The organism is Candidatus Electronema sp. JM (assembly GCF_048287415.1).
Taxonomy (GTDB): Bacteria; Desulfobacterota; Desulfobulbia; order Desulfobulbales; family Desulfobulbaceae; genus Electronema.
Window position 1 is genome coordinate 18,108 of record NZ_JBLWEN010000025.1, and the last position, 15,151, is coordinate 33,258.

Genomic DNA, 15,151 nt, shown 5'->3' on the forward strand with positions numbered 1-15,151 from the left:
ATACCTCCATAACGCGGAAGGGAAAAAAGGCGGAAATGCTTGCAAGCAATTATACCGGGCCTTCAGCGTGCTGAAAACAGAAAGATTTGCCAAAAAATAAGGCGGTCTGCCAGCGGCAGCCGCCCTTGTGCGCCCAGCCGAAGCTGGGTTATTTATACCCCAAGTTGTGACCTGTAAATCTTAAAAAATCCATTTCTCCCCGCATGTGTTATATTTGTGCTGTCCAGCACAAATATAACCGCACAGGAAGGAGGACATGTATCTCGAAATTACAGCATTTTATTGTTTATGCGATGATTTTTTAATTTCCAAGGGCTGGCGTGATGACCCGCAATGCTCGATGAGCGCAGCTCTGGCATGAAACGCTGCAAAATATATCCAAGACGAATGCTTCCGGGGACGTGTCTCAAGCCGGAAGGAATATTTTTACGTACTGAAAGCTCATGCGCTTATAACTGAGTCAGGAATTTCTGTAGAAATTTTTTTGTCTCTAGGGTCATATTCAGATAAAAAATCTCTTTATGACTTTTCCTTTCCAATTCATGCCGGAAGTGCCGTTTATGGAGGCCAAAGCATATAATGCCTTTAATATTGAAGATGAACTTGATAATCCAAAAGCGCATTAAATCGGTATTCAGCGTCATCGCCCAAAGATTTCCAGCGCATGTTCATGCTGTCACCTCGCATGGCTTTGAATTGAAGGTTTTTCTTTTTATTTTGGCTTACGGCATTGAAAAAGCAATGTTATAGGTCACAACTTGGGTTATATCTAAGGAGCGCATCATGATCGGAGAACTCATTGCCGTGGGCGACGAGCTGACCACAGGCCGGATAGTCAACAGCACCAGCGCGTTCGCCGCCCGCGAGCTGTTTCTCGCCGGGCACACGGTCACGGCGATGCACACGGTCGGCGACGCGCCTGCCCTGATCGGCAATGCCCTCCGCCGGGCCATCAGGCGGGCTGAATTTGTCATCGTCACCGGCGGGCTGGGGCCGACCACGGATGATCTGACCAATGCGGCGGCAGCGGCGGCCCTACGCCGTCCTCCAACCCTCAACCACGCCCTGCTGGCGAAAATCCGCGCCCAGCCTTGGGGTGATGTCTGCCATCAGGATGATCTGGAAAAATTGGCCTGGCTGCCGGAAGGGGCAGAAGTGCTCAACCTTGATGCCCGAATTTGCGGCCACCTGCTGGTGCATGACACCGTGCCGGTCTTTTTTCTTCCCGGCGTGCCTAATCAGGCGGTCAAGCTGCTGCTGGAAAGCGTCCTGCCGCGACTGGCTGGCTGGCCGGGCAGCAACAGCAAGCCGGTGCGAATGCGGCTTTATCGCACTGTCGGGCTGTCCGAATGCGAGCTGAACCGCCGCCTGCTCAGTTTAGAGCAGGAAGAGGAGATGCTGATCGGCTATTATCCCGTTGACGGCGAAGTGCATGTCAGCCTGACCGTGACCGGCAGTGCAGCGGATGCGCTCTTCGAGACAGCGGAGCAGCGCGTCCGTGCCGCCTTGGGTGAATATCTCTACGGCGTGGACAAGGAAGGTTTAGGCGAGACCGTCGGCAGGCTGCTGCATGAGCGCAATTTTTTCCTCGCCGCCGCAGAATCCTGCACCGGCGGTCTGATTGGCACGAAAATCACTGCGGTGCCGGGCAGCTCGGCGTGGTTTGCCGGCGGGGTGATCGCCTATGCCAATCAGCTAAAAGAGCGGCTGCTGAATGTGAAGGCGGAGTTGCTCCGCCAGCACGGTGCCGTGAGTGCGCCGGTGGCGGAAGCGATGGCGCAAGGTCTGGCCGAACGCACTGGCGCGGATGTCGCGGTGGCTGTCACCGGCATTGCCGGGCCGGACGGCGGCACAACCGAGAAACCGGTCGGCACAGTGTATATCGGTCTCCACTGTCACGGCGTGGTCAGTTCGGCCTTGCACCGCTTCACCGGCACCAGAGCAGAAATTCAAGAACAGGCGGCGGCGGCAGCTCTGGACATGGTGCGGCGGACTTTGCTCTGCTGCTGAAAAAAAGCAGCGCAGCCCCTTGATTTTTCCGCTGCCGGGTATATAGTTCCGGCGGCTCTTTCTTTTGCTGGAACCTCTGGGCATACCAGAGCAATCCCGGCTCCAGCCGCAACTCGCCACGCCCCCCTCTGTGGAAATTTCCTGCGTGGCCGCTGCGGCTGTCCTGCCCCGATCTCCCTGCCTGCCCTGTTGTTCCGGCAACTGCCATAACCTCAATCTGCGGAGTTCCGCCCATGATTAACGTTGAACATTTGACCCGAAAATACGGTGACTTCACGGCGGTCAGCGATGTCTCGTTCGAGATTCGTCCCGGCGAGATCGTCGGCCTGCTTGGCCACAACGGCGCAGGCAAAACCACGGTCATGAAGATGATGACCGGCTATCTGGAGCCGACCAGCGGCAGCGTGACCATTGACGGTCTCAGCGTCGCCAATGACCGGCGGGCCGTGCAGCAAAAAATCGGCTATCTGCCGGAGAACTGCCCGGTTTATCCAGAGATGACCATTCTGGAGTATCTCGATTACTGCGCGGCACTGCACGGCATCCCGGAGCGGGAACGCCCTGCCCTGATCCGCGAGGCGGTCGAGCGCACCACCTTGGCCGCCAAGGCGGTCGAGCAGATCAGCACTCTTTCACGCGGCTACCGCCAGCGCGTCGGCGTGGCTCAGGCCATCCTGCACAAACCGGCTATTCTCATTCTTGACGAGCCGACCAACGGCCTCGATCCCACGCAAATTCTGCACATGCGCGAGCTGATCACCGAGCTGGCAAAGACGGCCACGGTCATCATCTCCACCCACATTTTGCAGGAAGTTCAGGCGGTCTGCGGGCGGGTGATCATCATTAAAAACGGCAAGGTGGCCCTCGATTCCCAGTTGGACAAGCTGCGGCAGAGCAGCAGGCTCTTGGTCAGCACCGACGCGGCGGCGCAGGCTCTGCCGTTGTTCAAGTCCCTGCCGCAGATCGCCAAAGCAGCGCAGGCGGGCGGCGAGGGGCAGTTCGAGCTGGAGCTGAAGCCGGGCGCAAGCAACCGTGAGGCTGCTGCTGCCGTGGCCAAAGCGGTTCACACGCAGAATTGGCCGCTGTATGCCCTGCATTTCGAGACCAGAACCTTGGAAACGGTGTTCGCCGAGATCAGCGGCTGAAAGGAGAAACCCATGAACACTCTGTCACGCATCGCCAAAAAGGAGTTCAGCGCGTTTTTCAGCTCCCCGGCAGCCTTCATCGTCCTGGGCGCATTTCTCGCCGCCTCGCTCTTTGTCTTTTTCTGGGTGGAGACCTTCTTCTCCCGCAATATCACCGAAGTCCGCCCGCTGTTCGAGTGGATGCCTGTCCTGCTGATCTTCTTGGTCGCGGCCATCACCATGCGCATGTGGTCGGAGGAGCGGCGGGCGGGCACGCTAGAATTTCTGCTCACCGCCCCAGTGAGGCCAACTGCTTTGGTTTTCGGCAAATTTTTTGCCTGCCTTGGTCTGATCGCTCTGGCCCTGCTGCTGACCCTGCCGCTCGCCATCACGGTGAGCTTTCTGGGGCCGCTCGACTGGGGGCCAGTTTTAGGCGGCTACGTGGCCGCGCTTTGTCTGGCTGCCGCCTACATCGCCATCGGCCTCTTTGTCAGCGTCAAGTCGGAGAGCCAGATCGTCAGCCTGATTGCAACCTCCTTAATCTGCGGCCTGCTCTATTTGATTGGTTCAGAGACCTTGGCCGCCTTTTTCGGCAACCGGGGCGCGGAACTGCTCCAGCTCCTCGGTTCTGGCTCGCGTTTCCGCTCCATCACTCGCGGCGTGATTGACCTGCGCGATATTTATTACTATCTCTGCATCATGGCGGTGTTTCTCAGTCTGAACGTCTATGGGCTGGAGAAAATCCGCTGGGCAGGCAATCCCGCCAGCAGCCATCACCGGAGCTGGCAGCTCGCCTGCGGCCTGCTCATCGCCAACTTCCTTGCCGCCAATTTCTGGCTGGCTCCGCTCGGCGGTCTGCGTTCGGACATGACCAAGGGCAGCATTTATTCCATTTCCGAGTCCACCCGCAGCTATTTGCAGCAGCTCCGCGAGCCGCTGCTGATCAGGGGCTATTTTTCGGCGCAGACTCATCCGCTGCTGGCTCCGCTGGTGCCGCGCCTGCGCGATCTGCTCGCTGAATATGCGGTGGCTGGCGGCAGCAAAGTGCGGGTGGAGTTTGTTGACCCGGCGGAAAAACCGGAACTGGAGCAGGAGGCCGGGCAGAAATACGGCATCAGGCCGGTGCCTTTCCAGACCGCGAGCAAATATCAGGCCGCTGTCACCAACTCCTACTTTGACATCCTCATCCGCTACGGCGATCAATTTGAGGTGCTTGGCTTCCGCGACCTGATCGAGGTCAAGGCGCAGAGCGAAAAAAACATTGACGTGGAGCTGCGCAACCCGGAATACGACATCACGCGGGCGATCAAAAAGGTGCTGTACAGCTACCAAGGCGGCGGCGACCTGTTCAGTTCGATCAGCAAGCCAGTGGCCCTGACCGGCTACTTCTCTGCTGACGAGATGCTGCCGGAAGAGCTGCGCAAGCTGAAGGCTGAATTTCTCAATTTGGCCAAGGAGCTGGAAAGCCAGAGCAATGGCCGCTTCAGCTCGGCGGTGCTGGACCCGGATGCGGAAGGCGGCAAAACTGCCAAGAAAATCGGCGAGGAATACGGTTTCCGGCCCATGACCGCCAGCCTCTTGGATCAGAAGCACTTTTGGTTTTACATGACCATGAACAGCGGCGAGCAGGTGGTGGAAATTCCCCTGCCCGAAGACCTCAACAAGGACAGCTTGAAGCAGTCTCTGCAAGCCGGGCTGAAGCGGTTTGTCACCGGCTTTGCGAAAACCGTGGCCCTGAGCGTGCCGGAAAGCTCGCCGCCCATGCCGCAGTTTGGAATGCCTGCCCAAGGTCTCCAGTTCAACGCTCTGAAAGATATGCTGGGCCAAGATCATGTAGTGACAGACGCGAACCTGAGCAAGGGCCAAGTGCCGCCAGAGGCCGATTTGCTGCTGGTGGCCTCGCCGGAAGACCTGAATGAGAAACAGGTCTTTGCGGTGGATCAATTCTTGATGCAGGGCGGCACCGTGCTCATTGCTGCTTCGCCCTACAAGGTCAACTTTGAGGAGGACTTGTCAGTTGCGCCGCACAAAACCGGCTTAGAAGATTGGCTGGCTCATAATGGCCTCAGCTTGGGCAAGTCCTTGGTGCTTGACCCGCAGAACAGTGCCTTCCCGGTGCCTGCGCAGCGGAATCTTGGCGGCTTCTCGGTGCGGGAAATTCGCTTGGTGCCGTATCCTTACTTTGTGGACATCCGCCCGGACGGCAGCAACGGCCTCACCGGCGGCCTCAATCAGATCACCCTGAACTGGGCCTCACCGATTGAAATCAACCAAGAAAAGAGCAAGGGCCGCAAGGTGCTGCGCCTTTTGGAAAGCTCGGATAAAAGTTGGCGTTCTGATTCAACTCAGGTGCAGCCCGATTTTCAGCAGCACGGCAAACTGGGCTTCCCGGTTGAAGGCAAGCAGGAGAAGCAGCTTTTGGCCGCAGCGGTGGAGGGCAGCTTCAGCTCCTTCTTTACCGGCAAGCCCTCGCCCCTGCTGAAAAAGGACGACAAGCCCAAGGACGAGCCGCCGCAACCGGGCGGCGCGGACAAAGACAAGGAAAAGAAGGAGCAGGTGATTGCCCGGCAGATAGACAAGTCGCCGGACACCGCCCGCATCATCCTCTTTGCGTCGGGCAGTTTCCTCAGCGACCCCATCATCGGCATCAGCTCCAGCGTGATGCGCAGCAATTACACCGCGCCGCTCCAGCTTGCGGCCAACGCGGTGGACTGGTCGCTGGAAGACCGGGGCCTGCTGGCCATCCGCAGCCGCAGCCATTTCTCCCGCCCGCTCAACCCGATCAGCAAGCAAGGGCAGATTATTGTTGAATATTTCAACTATGCCTTGGCGTTGCTTGGTCTGGCAGGTATCTGGCTGATCCGGGCAAGCTGGCGGCAGCGGGTGAAGCGGGAGCAGCTCGCATTTCTCCAGCCACTTTCAGGGAGGGCGTGATCATGCTACAGCGTGTTATTTATGCCGCCGCTGTGCTGCTTGCGGTGCAGCTCGGCGTGGCAGCAGTTTTGCAGGTGCGCAGCAGTTCCAGCCTGAACGCCGCCCCGCCAGAGGCACCTTTTGCCTCCTTTGATCCGGCCAAGATCAGCACGGTGCAGATCAGCGCGGGCGACGGCAAGAAGGTTACTTTGGCCAAGAACGGCAAGAGCTGGCTGCTGCCGGATGCCTATTCTGCTCCGGCGGACAGCGGCCAAGTTGATTATTTGCTGCAAAAAGTCGCCAAGGCCAAGCAGGGATTGGCGGTTGCCTCCACCAAAGGTGCGGCCAAACGCTTCAAGACAGCGGACAACGAGTTTGAACGGCATGTTGTCTTCAAGGAGGGCGACAAGGCCGTTGCGGAATTCTATCTCGGCAGCTCCGCAGGTCTCCGCCAAAGCTATGCCCGGCTGTCCGGCAAGGACGAAGTGGTCAGCATCCCGGTCAGCGGCTTTGAAGCCGAGGCCGAGGCAGACAAGTGGTTGGACAAGGGCTTGGGCCGCCTTAACCGCGACGAGCTGAAGAAGATTGAGCTGGCGGACTTTGCCCTCGTTCGGCAGGACAAGGACTGGAAGTTGGACGGCGCAGCAGAAGGCGAGGTCAGCAAGGAAGAGGTGGGCAAGGCTGTGGAAAAGCTCACTGGGCTGACCGCGCAGGGCGTGCTTGATCCGGCCAAGGCCGAGCCACTATTCAAGCAGACTCCGGCAGTGCAGTTCACGGCCACGAAGAATGACGACAGCAAAGTGACCTGCGCTTTGGCCAAGCAGGATGACCACTACGCCCTAAAAAGCTCGGCCAGCCAGCTTTGTCTCAAGATCGGGACGTGGCAGGCTGAGGAGCTGGCCAAGCTGAAGCGGGCCAATTTGCTAGTGAAGAATGAGGAGAAGACACCAGTAGCCCAGTTTGTACCCGCTCCAGCAGTAGCACCAGAGACTCAGGCTCCGGTTCCGGCATTGCCGCCTGTGCAACAGCCAGAGGCAGAGAAAAAGTAGGCTGTTCAAGCAAAAGAACAAGGCTCCTTCCGGCGTGACTGGAAGGAGCCTTCCGTTGTCCCTTCAGCAAACTGAAGTTTCTAAATTTTACCTTGCAAGCGGCATTTTCTCCAATCCCGCCTCTAAAAGTTTGCGATAGCTTTCGTAACACCTTCTCGCCTGTTGATATTGCTCAAGATTCGCAAGACGCGCTTTTTCCAGATCAAGCGGCGGCGTTCCTTCGCCAAAACCATAACTTGCAACCATCTTGCCGGTTGGCGTTTTTCTGTATATACTATCAGGATGCTTGATCATTTTTGTGCTTTCTTCGACAGAGCGAACAACAAATCTGATATGGCCAAGACCAAGCCGAGGACCAATGATATGGCTATGCAGGTTGCGGTAATCTGATGTTTCCTTCTTATAATCATCGTCATCTATCGTTCGCAGCAATGTCATGAATTCCGTTCCTTCTATCCAGATTGAGATCAGTTTGGCCAAACGTTCCTCTTTCTTTCTTCTATTCAAATATTTTAGCTTTTCTTTAGGCGTTTTTGGTTCCCCTTCAAGGTAGTCCTGATACCCTCTCTCAATCATTAACCGTACTTGATGCATTGCATTCGTGGCTACAAAGGTAAACCTGTCACGGCTCGCACTTGGTTGAAATAGGCAATAAAATGCAAGTGGCACAAGGAACTCTCTTAGTAAATGCCACGTTTTTATTTCGTCATTGTTATAAGGAGCAAGAACTTTATTCCAAGAATACCATCGTTGCAATGACTGATGCCACTGATTCAAGTCATTTGTCAGCTCTCTCAGCTCGCTTTTGACCATGTCGTTGATTATCCCCCGACCGTTAACGTCTATTGGCCCGCCATCAAATCGCCAATGGCGAGCATCAATCGCTTCCTCAAAGTCATATAGAAGAAGATAGCTCGCTGACGGCTCTAATCCGCCGCTGTTCATTTGTGTCAAATAAGCATCAAAGACTGTTCGAAGCAGATTTATGTAATCCATTTGGACTCATTGTAATCGCGGATAGATCAACCGACAATTTTTTTTGAAGCAATTTATCTAATTCCTTTTCCGCCAGCACCTGCGCTGCTGCGTCTTCCTTTTGCACGGCTTTGAAAAAGCGGTCGCAGATGAGCAATTCTTCACGCTTCCATGTGGAAGTGCAGCCTGCTTTTTCTCCTGCTGCTTCAGGAGACTGCGCCGTGTCGTAATCGCGGCGGCCATGCGCCCAGCCCGTCACATGGCGGTAATAGAGCAGGGCGCGGTCGAGCATTTCCTTTTCATTGGTTGAAAAATCAAAACATCAATTTTTATGCAACTGCGTAGCTCATACCGTGGATACAGCAGCAGTTCGGGCCGCCCGAATGCAGGATGGAAGAGGGCTGCCGCAGTCACAGCTCGCCCAGTTGAGCTTGCTGCGGAGAATGGCGAAGTAGCCTTTGTGCGGCGAGCTGATCAGGCGCAAGGGCTTGGCCGCCGCCTCGGTCGCGAGGAACTGCCCTTCCTGCAAGACCGCTGTCAGCGCGCCGTCCACCATCACCTTGACCTTGTCAGCAGGCTGGGCGAGCTTGGCCGTGACTTTGGCCTGCGGCGGCAGCAGCACGGGCCGCGATTCGAGCATGAAGGGGCAGATCGGCGTGAGCAGGATGGCGTGCAGGCCGGAGTGGGCGATGGGGCCGCCTGCGGAGAGGTTGTAGGCGGTGGAGCCGGTCGGCGTGGAGATGATCAGGCCGTCGGCCTTGTAGGTGGCGACGTAGTCTTCGTCGGCCCAGCAGCAGAGGCGCAGCAGCGGCTCGGTGCTGCCCTTGAGAATCACCGCCTCGTTGAGGGCGAAACGGGGCCGGTCAAGCGGGGCACCGCCGCTGTCCAAGAGCTGCGTCCGCAGCATCATCCGCTCTTCAATCTGCACCCGCCCGGCCAGCACTTCCTCCAAGGCCGGGTGCATTTCTTCAGCCGCCACTTCGGTGAGAAAGCCGAGATGGCCGAGATTGATGCCGATGACCGGAATCTCCAGCCGCGCCGCCTGCTCGGCCACGTGCAGCAGGGTGCCGTCGCCGCCGAGGATGGTCAGCATGTCCATGTCCGGCTCGATCCGGTCCAGCTCGGCCTGCACGCCGCGCTGGCCGAACCAGTCCGCCAGCTTCAGCCCGGCCTGCCGCACTGCCGGAGAATCCTTGCGGATGATGACGCCGACGCGGCGGATCTTCATCCCCTGCCCTATTTGCCCAGCTCTTTCGAGCGGTCTGTTGCGGCTTTGACTGCGGCCATAACGGTGCCGCGCAGGCCGTCGCGCTCCATCACCTGGAGGCCCGCGATGGTCGTGCCGCCCGGCGAGGTGACGCGGCCTTTCAGCACCGCTGCTGGCTCGCCGGTTTCCAAGGCCAATTTGGCTGAACCGTAGAGGGTTTGCAGAGCAAGCTGCTCGGCCAAAGGACGGGGAATGCCCGCCAGCACGCCGCCGTCGATCAGCGCCTCCAAGAAGGTGAAGACGTAGCCCGGCCCGGAGCCGCTCAGGCCGGTGACCGCGTCAAGCAGGCTCTCCGCGACCTCGACGCAGGTGCCGACTGCTGAGAATATCTGGCCGCAGAGGGCCATGTCCTCGCGGCTGGCGTTTTTGTTGCCGCTCATAGCCGATGCCCCGGCCAGCACCAGCGCGGGCGTGTTGGGCATCACCCGGATGATGCGCATGGCGCTGCCGCCGAGGCCGCGTTCCATCTGGGCGATGGTCACGCCCGCAGCGATGGAGATGAGGAGATGCTCCGGCCCAAGGTGCTCGCGGTAGAGCTGAAGCACCGGCTCCATGATCTGCGGCTTGACCGCGAGAATGATGATTTGGGCTGCTCCGGCCAGATCGACGGCGGAGTCCGTGGTACTGACCTGATAGGTCTTTTCTAAATATTCGCGGCGCGGCGCGGACGGCTCGGCCACTGTGATGCTGGCCGCCTCAGATAAGCCGGATGCGGTCAGCCCTTTGATCAGGGCTTCGCCCATCTGGCCGCCGCCGACCATGCCAATTCGCATAGATGTCATTGAAACCCCATTTGTTGTTTTCTCATTCGTTATCTGCAAGATACCTACACCCTGTCCGCCCGGCGGATCACATCGCACAAATCCAACGCGATGGAGGAAATTTCCTGCTTGTCCTCGCCCTCGGCCATGACACGGATGAGCGGCTCAGTGCCGGAAGCGCGGACGAGGATTCTGCCACGCCCACCGAGTTTCGCTTCCGCTGCCTTCAGGGCTTCGGGAAAGCCTTTGATCTGTTCTGGGGCAACGCGGCTGGACAGGCGGACGTTCTCCAACACCTGCGGGAAAGCGGTCATGATCTTGGCCAGCTCGGAGAGCGGCTTCTTCCGCTTGATCATAATCGCCAGTAGCTGAAGAGCGGCCAGCGTGCCATCGCCGGTGGTGTTGTGATCAAGAAAGATCAGGTGGCCGGACTGCTCGCCGCCGAAGTTGCAGCCTTTGGCCCGCATCGTCTCGACCACGTAGCGGTCGCCGACACTGGTGCGCAGCAGCTTCGCGCCCATGCCTGCCAAGGCTTTTTCCAAGCCCATGTTGCTCATCACCGTGGCCGCCACGGTTTTCTTCTTCAGCTTGCCCCGGCTGATCAGATCAGCGGCGCAGATGGCCATGATGTGGTCGCCGTCGACAATCTCGCCCTTCTCATCACAGACAATCAGCCGGTCCGCGTCGCCGTCCAAGGCTAGGCCGATGTCCGCGCCGAGCTGGCGCACCTTTTCGGCCATCAGCTCCGGGTGCAGTGCGCCGCAGTTTTGGTTGATGTTCTTGCCATCTGGATCCACGCCAAGACAGGTGACTTTCGCGCCTAATTCGGCGAAGACATGCGGCGCAACCCGGTAAGCAGCCCCGTGGGCGCAGTCAAGCACGATGTGGAAATCATCGAGCGTGTACTTGTTGGGGAAGGTGTTCTTCAAAAAAACGATGTAGCGGCCGCAGGCATCGTCAATGCGGGCGGCTCGGCCCACTTCATCCGCGACCGGACGCAGCGCGGCCATCTTCTGCGAAAAAATCAGGTCTTCGATATCTAGCTCCACCTCATCCGGCAACTTGAAGCCGTCGCGGGAGAATATCTTGATGCCGTTGTCCTGAAAGGGATTGTGCGAGGCGGAGATGACCACGCCCGCGTCCGCCCGCATGGAGGTGGTGATGAAGGCGATGCCCGGCGTGGGCAGCGGGCCGAGGAGCTGCACGTCCACGCCCATCGAACAGACCCCAGCGGCCAAGGCGTTCTCCAGCATGTAGCCGGAAAGGCGGGTGTCCTTGCCGATGACGATCTGATGGCGTTTGCTGCCTTGTTTGACCACGAACGCGATGGCCCTGCCGATCTGCATGGCGATCTCGGTGGTCATCGGATAGTTGTTGGCAATGCCGCGCACCCCGTCGGTGCCGAAAAGCTGACGCATGATCTATTCTCTTGCTCAATGATGGGCTTGTTTTTTCTTCTGCTCTTCCTTTTTCACTGCTTTCACTTCCTCTGGCTTCGCTGCTGGAACGGCCTGAGGTTTCTCTTCCAGCACGCTCCCGCCGGGCGGCAGGAGGTCCACTTCCTGCGGGGTGTAGGATTTAATCACGGTTGGCTCATGGCCGGGCATAGCCACAGCGGAAACCTCCACCGGGGCGCGGCGCGGCAGCGGGCCGCCGCCCACATGCACCGAGGCCCGGAAGAGCAGCGGCAGGGTCTGTGTGTCAGCGAGCAGTCCTTCGGGAATGCTGGCAAAAACCGAGACAGCATCTGGCTTCAGCTCCACCGGCCCTGCCGCGTCGCGGATGCCGACAGGAATATTGTGAATGATTTTCTCGACAAACTTCTCTTTCACGGTCAGTTTGACCGCCACCGTAGTTTCGCCGATCAGGCCGGACAGTTCCGGTGAAAGGGCAAGGCGCACTGGCAGGGTGACGGAACGATTCAGCCCATCGAGCTTGATCGGCTCGGTTTTCAGCACCTGCTGCCGCTCGAGCAAAGATTGCGGCCCGGAAACCAGAATTTTGTCGGGACTGAGGACAAGCTCTTCAAGAGAATAGCCCAGCGCAACTTTGCCTTCAGTCTCAGCGGCAACGGGTATTTCCTTCTCCACCTGTTCGTCAACAGACAGGGTGATGCTGGCAGGCTGGATGCGCACTAACGACACCCCGCCGGGCAAGGGCAGGGACAGGCTGTCCGTGTTCAGCACCACGGTGTCCGGCTTGGCTCCGGCCATATCCACCGGCAGGGAGAGGTTGGTCCGGTTGCGCAGCTCCTGCATGATGCTGCGCGGCCCGCTCAAGGTCACATTCACCTCTTTCTGATACTGATTGTAGATGACCAATTGCTTGGGCAAATTGAGTATCTCAATCGGCACAGTGAGGGTCATCGCCATCTGATCCGCGCCGACCACGAGCAGCCAAATCAGAATGCCGAGACTGAGCGAAATCATCGCCAGCATCACGTCTTGGCAGCGTTTCGTTCTGCTGCGGGGAAAAGGCAGCCACGAAAGAGGCTTTTTCAGGGCTGTTTTTTTGCTGTCCATCGCTGCCAGAACGAAGGCTTTTGCTCTTGAATGAGGAAGAGGTCTTTCAGCACAGTTTCCAATTTCTCCTCATCTTTCATCGGGGTGATGACACCGCCCTGCACCACGGAAATTTCCTGCGTCTCCTCGGATACGGAAATGATCACTGCGTCTGTCATTTCTGACAGACCGAGCGCGGCCCGGTGCCTCATGCCGTAGCGTTTGTCTATGCTGAAATTTTTTGACAGGGGCAGGACGCAGGCAGCGGAGTGAATGCGTCCTTTCTTAATCACCACTGCGCCATCATGCAGCGGCGACTTCGTTAAAAAAATAGACAGCAGCAGTTCTTGCAGCAGACAGCTGTCCAAAATGAAACCTGTCTCAATATATTCTTGCAGGCCGGTCTCTCGTTCAATAATCAGCAGCGCACCAATGCGCCGCCGCGACAGGCTCACTGCCGCCGAAATGATTTCGGTCAAGTCGTTGGCGGCAAGGTTCTGGCGTTTGAAAAACGGAGTCCGCCCCATCTCCGTCAAGGCGCGGCGGATGTCATCCTGAAAGATAATCACCACGATCAGCAAGATGGAGCTGAGAACAGAGCGGAGCAGGAGCTGGAGAGCCAGCAGGTCAAGGGCGGTGGAGAGAAAATACAGCAGAGCGATGATCAAGGCACCGGCCAGCATCTGCACTGCTCTTGTCCCCCGGATCAGGAGGATGATGCGGTGGATGATGAAGGAGACGATCAGGATGTCGGCGGCATCTTGCCAGCGGAATGCGCTGGGAAAGTTAAAGGGGCTGAACAAGCTGGGCATGAGAGGAGCAAATGGCGGCACGTCTGGTTTTGCAAGGCAAAAAAGAGATCGTTAGTGTATAACATGCTGTCCGCCTTCTTGCACAGAGCAAAGAGGTGCGGGAGTGAATTTTTTCCTCCCGGCTTCGTGGATTGTTGGCAGAGAGAGGGATATGGCGAACAGCAATGAGCAGGAAAGGGTCTGGGGCGGTGTGCTGCTTGGTGGAAAAAGCAGCCGGATGGGCCAGCCTAAGCACCTGATCAAGCAGGATGGGGTGACGTGGCTGGAGCTGGCGGCGGCAAAACTTGCGTTCAAGGTCGAGCAGGTGGCGCTGTCTGGCGCAGGAGAGCTGCCAAGCGCGCTGGCAAGCCTGCCTCGTGTGCCGGACGCGCCGGGTTTGGCTGGGCCGCTGGCAGGCATCGTAGCCCTGCTGCGCTGGCAGCCGACGGTCTCTTGGCTGGTCATGGCCTGCGATCTGCCTGATGTCCAGCCGGAAGCTCTTAGCTGGCTGCTGGCCCAGCGCAGGCCAGACAGGCTGGCGGTGCTGCCCCAGTTAGACGAGGACGGCCCGCTGGAGCCGCTGCTGGCTTGGTATGACAGCCGCTGCCTGCCCTTGCTGGAGAAGCTGGCAGCCTCTGGCCCGCCCAGTCTGAACCGGCTGGCTGGTCAGACCGGAATCTGTGTCGTGCAGCCGCCTGTCCATTTGCGCCGCTCGTGGCGGAATGTCAACACGCCGGATGAACTGCGCCGCTCCAGTCTAAGCCTATATCGCAGGCCGGAGCCGAATGCGTCAGTGCGCCGACCGAAATGAGATCAACGCCGGTTTCGGCGATGGCCCGCACCGTGCGCTGATTCACTCCGCCGGAAGCCTCAATCAACGCCCGACCTGCGATCAGTGCCACCGCCTGCCGCAGCATTGGCACGTCCATGTTGTCGAGCATGATGACCGGCACGCCGCAGGCCAGGCATTCCTCCACCTGCGCCAGCGTGTCGGTCTCGACCTCAATGGTGATTGTGTGCGGCGCAGCAGCCCGTGCCCGCCGCACTGCCTCGCTGATTGAGCCGCAGGCGGCGATGTGGTTGTCCTTGATCAGCACGCCGTCGCTCAGGCTGTAGCGGTGGTTCCGCCCGCCGCCGCAGCGCACAGCGTATTTTTCCAGCAGACGCAGGCCGGGCGTAGTCTTGCGAGTGTCCACGATTGCGGCCTTGCATCCCTGCACCGCCTCCACATATTGCCGGGTCAGGGTGGCGATGCCGCAGAGCCGTTGAACAAGATTGAGGGCCACCCGTTCCCCTTGGAGGATGCTCCGCACCGGGCCGCTGACCCGCAGCAGCACTTCTCCTGCGGCGACGCGCTGACCGTCCGCCGCCATTTCTGCACAGACCAGCTGCCCGTCCAGCAGGTGAAAGACACGGGCGGCGACCGTCTCCAGTCCAGCGGCAATCAACGGCTGCCGTGCCCGAAACACAGCGGAGCCAAACTCATGACCAGAAAAAATAGATTCGGTAGTGATATCGCCGTGCTCCAAGTCTTCGCGCAGGAAGCCGCGCAGGATGTCGTCAAGAAGGAAGGTGTTCATGTTTTAATAAGGGAAGTGCAAATGTTCAGGGCAACAACGTTCCACGCAGCAGCGCCGCCGTCCTGTCCACCAGCTCGACCGCGCTGCCGGTGTAGCGTTCCGGGTGATCAAGCAGCTCCAGCTCGTCGGCGTGGAGCTGCGGGCCAAGCTCGGCATCAGCCAGCACAGCCTCTTTCAGGC

At 58.6% G+C, this 15,151-nt stretch carries 13 protein-coding genes; 5 read left to right on the forward strand and 8 right to left on the reverse strand.

Annotated features, from left to right (window positions below):
• The first annotated feature begins 783 nt into the window (after nt 1–783).
• From ACNKH6_RS04755 to ACNKH6_RS04770, 4 genes are all read left to right on the forward strand, one after another.
• Nucleotides 784–2,010, forward strand: coding sequence for a CinA family nicotinamide mononucleotide deamidase-related protein (locus tag ACNKH6_RS04755; protein ID WP_417914399.1), 1,227 nt, complete (start codon nt 784–786; stop codon nt 2,008–2,010).
• A 233-nt stretch (nt 2,011–2,243) separates the two neighbouring features.
• The gene (locus tag ACNKH6_RS04760) at nt 2,244–3,155 is read left to right on the forward strand and encodes an ABC transporter ATP-binding protein (protein WP_417914400.1); all 912 of its coding nucleotides are present in this window, start codon (nt 2,244–2,246) and stop codon (nt 3,153–3,155) included.
• Between the two features lie 12 nt (nt 3,156–3,167).
• Complete coding sequence (locus ACNKH6_RS04765) at nt 3,168–6,068, forward strand: Gldg family protein (RefSeq protein WP_417914401.1); 2,901 nt, start codon at nt 3,168–3,170, stop codon at nt 6,066–6,068.
• Nucleotides 6,069–6,070: 2 nt separating this feature from the next.
• Entirely contained in the window at nt 6,071–7,096 is a 1,026-nt protein-coding gene (locus ACNKH6_RS04770) for a DUF4340 domain-containing protein (protein WP_417914402.1), read from the forward strand.
• 87 nt (nt 7,097–7,183) lie between these two features.
• On the opposite strand, the gene ACNKH6_RS04775 is transcribed toward ACNKH6_RS04770, so the two are convergent.
• Genes ACNKH6_RS04775 through cdaA form a run of 7 tightly spaced genes read right to left on the reverse strand, consistent with a single transcriptional unit; the run spans nt 7,184 to nt 13,412 of the window.
• The gene (locus tag ACNKH6_RS04775; RefSeq protein WP_417914403.1) at nt 7,184–8,092 is read right to left on the reverse strand and encodes a hypothetical protein; all 909 of its coding nucleotides are present in this window, start codon (nt 8,090–8,092) and stop codon (nt 7,184–7,186) included.
• A complete protein-coding gene (locus tag ACNKH6_RS04780; protein ID WP_417914404.1) occupies nt 8,058–8,363 on the reverse strand; it encodes a hypothetical protein in 306 nt (101 codons plus the stop codon). Before ACNKH6_RS04780 ends, ACNKH6_RS04775 begins: the two co-directional genes overlap by 35 nt.
• A 54-nt stretch (nt 8,364–8,417) precedes the next feature.
• Entirely contained in the window at nt 8,418–9,299 is an 882-nt protein-coding gene (locus ACNKH6_RS04785) for an NAD(+)/NADH kinase (protein ID WP_417914405.1), read from the reverse strand.
• An 8-nt stretch (nt 9,300–9,307) separates the two neighbouring features.
• Nucleotides 9,308–10,120, reverse strand: coding sequence for a pyrroline-5-carboxylate reductase (proC, locus tag ACNKH6_RS04790; RefSeq protein WP_417914406.1), 813 nt, complete (start codon nt 10,118–10,120; stop codon nt 9,308–9,310).
• Between the two features lie 44 nt (nt 10,121–10,164).
• Nucleotides 10,165–11,517 (reverse strand): phosphoglucosamine mutase, encoded by a 1,353-nt coding sequence (glmM, locus tag ACNKH6_RS04795; protein WP_417914407.1) that lies wholly within the window; start codon nt 11,515–11,517, stop codon nt 10,165–10,167.
• Between the two features lie 15 nt (nt 11,518–11,532).
• On the reverse strand, nt 11,533–12,621 hold the full coding sequence (locus ACNKH6_RS04800; RefSeq protein ID WP_417914408.1) for a YbbR-like domain-containing protein: 1,089 nt from the start codon (nt 12,619–12,621) through the stop codon (nt 11,533–11,535).
• A complete protein-coding gene (gene cdaA, locus ACNKH6_RS04805; RefSeq protein ID WP_417914409.1) occupies nt 12,597–13,412 on the reverse strand; it encodes a diadenylate cyclase CdaA in 816 nt (271 codons plus the stop codon). The genes ACNKH6_RS04800 and cdaA overlap by 25 nt, the downstream gene beginning before the upstream one ends.
• Before the next feature lie 151 nt (nt 13,413–13,563).
• Between cdaA and mobA the strand changes: the two genes are divergently transcribed.
• Nucleotides 13,564–14,202, forward strand: coding sequence for a molybdenum cofactor guanylyltransferase (gene mobA, locus ACNKH6_RS04810; protein ID WP_417914410.1), 639 nt, complete (start codon nt 13,564–13,566; stop codon nt 14,200–14,202).
• Here the strand turns inward: mobA and nadC are convergent.
• Nucleotides 14,117–14,971, reverse strand: coding sequence for a carboxylating nicotinate-nucleotide diphosphorylase (gene nadC / locus ACNKH6_RS04815; protein WP_417914411.1), 855 nt, complete (start codon nt 14,969–14,971; stop codon nt 14,117–14,119). The genes mobA and nadC overlap by 86 nt on opposite strands.
• Nucleotides 14,972–15,151: the final 180 nt, after the last annotated feature.

Excerpts from the sequence above, each read along its gene's own strand:
- ACNKH6_RS04755 (WP_417914399.1), top strand. The coding sequence starts at position 784 with ATGATCGGAGAACTCATTGCCGTGGGCGACGAGCTGACCACAGGCCGG.
- ACNKH6_RS04760 (WP_417914400.1), top strand. The coding sequence starts at position 2,244 with ATGATTAACGTTGAACATTTGACCCGAAAATACGGTGACTTCACGGCG.
- ACNKH6_RS04765 (WP_417914401.1), top strand. The coding sequence starts at position 3,168 with ATGAACACTCTGTCACGCATCGCCAAAAAGGAGTTCAGCGCGTTTTTC.
- ACNKH6_RS04770 (WP_417914402.1), top strand. The coding sequence starts at position 6,071 with ATGCTACAGCGTGTTATTTATGCCGCCGCTGTGCTGCTTGCGGTGCAG.
- ACNKH6_RS04775 (WP_417914403.1), bottom strand. The coding sequence starts at position 8,092 with ATGGATTACATAAATCTGCTTCGAACAGTCTTTGATGCTTATTTGACA.
- ACNKH6_RS04780 (WP_417914404.1), bottom strand. The coding sequence starts at position 8,363 with ATGCTCGACCGCGCCCTGCTCTATTACCGCCATGTGACGGGCTGGGCG.
- ACNKH6_RS04785 (WP_417914405.1), bottom strand. The coding sequence starts at position 9,299 with ATGAAGATCCGCCGCGTCGGCGTCATCATCCGCAAGGATTCTCCGGCA.
- proC (WP_417914406.1), bottom strand. The coding sequence starts at position 10,120 with ATGACATCTATGCGAATTGGCATGGTCGGCGGCGGCCAGATGGGCGAA.
- glmM (WP_417914407.1), bottom strand. The coding sequence starts at position 11,517 with ATGCGTCAGCTTTTCGGCACCGACGGGGTGCGCGGCATTGCCAACAAC.
- ACNKH6_RS04800 (WP_417914408.1), bottom strand. The coding sequence starts at position 12,621 with ATGGACAGCAAAAAAACAGCCCTGAAAAAGCCTCTTTCGTGGCTGCCT.
- cdaA (WP_417914409.1), bottom strand. The coding sequence starts at position 13,412 with ATGCCCAGCTTGTTCAGCCCCTTTAACTTTCCCAGCGCATTCCGCTGG.
- mobA (WP_417914410.1), top strand. The coding sequence starts at position 13,564 with ATGGCGAACAGCAATGAGCAGGAAAGGGTCTGGGGCGGTGTGCTGCTT.
- nadC (WP_417914411.1), bottom strand. The coding sequence starts at position 14,971 with ATGAACACCTTCCTTCTTGACGACATCCTGCGCGGCTTCCTGCGCGAA.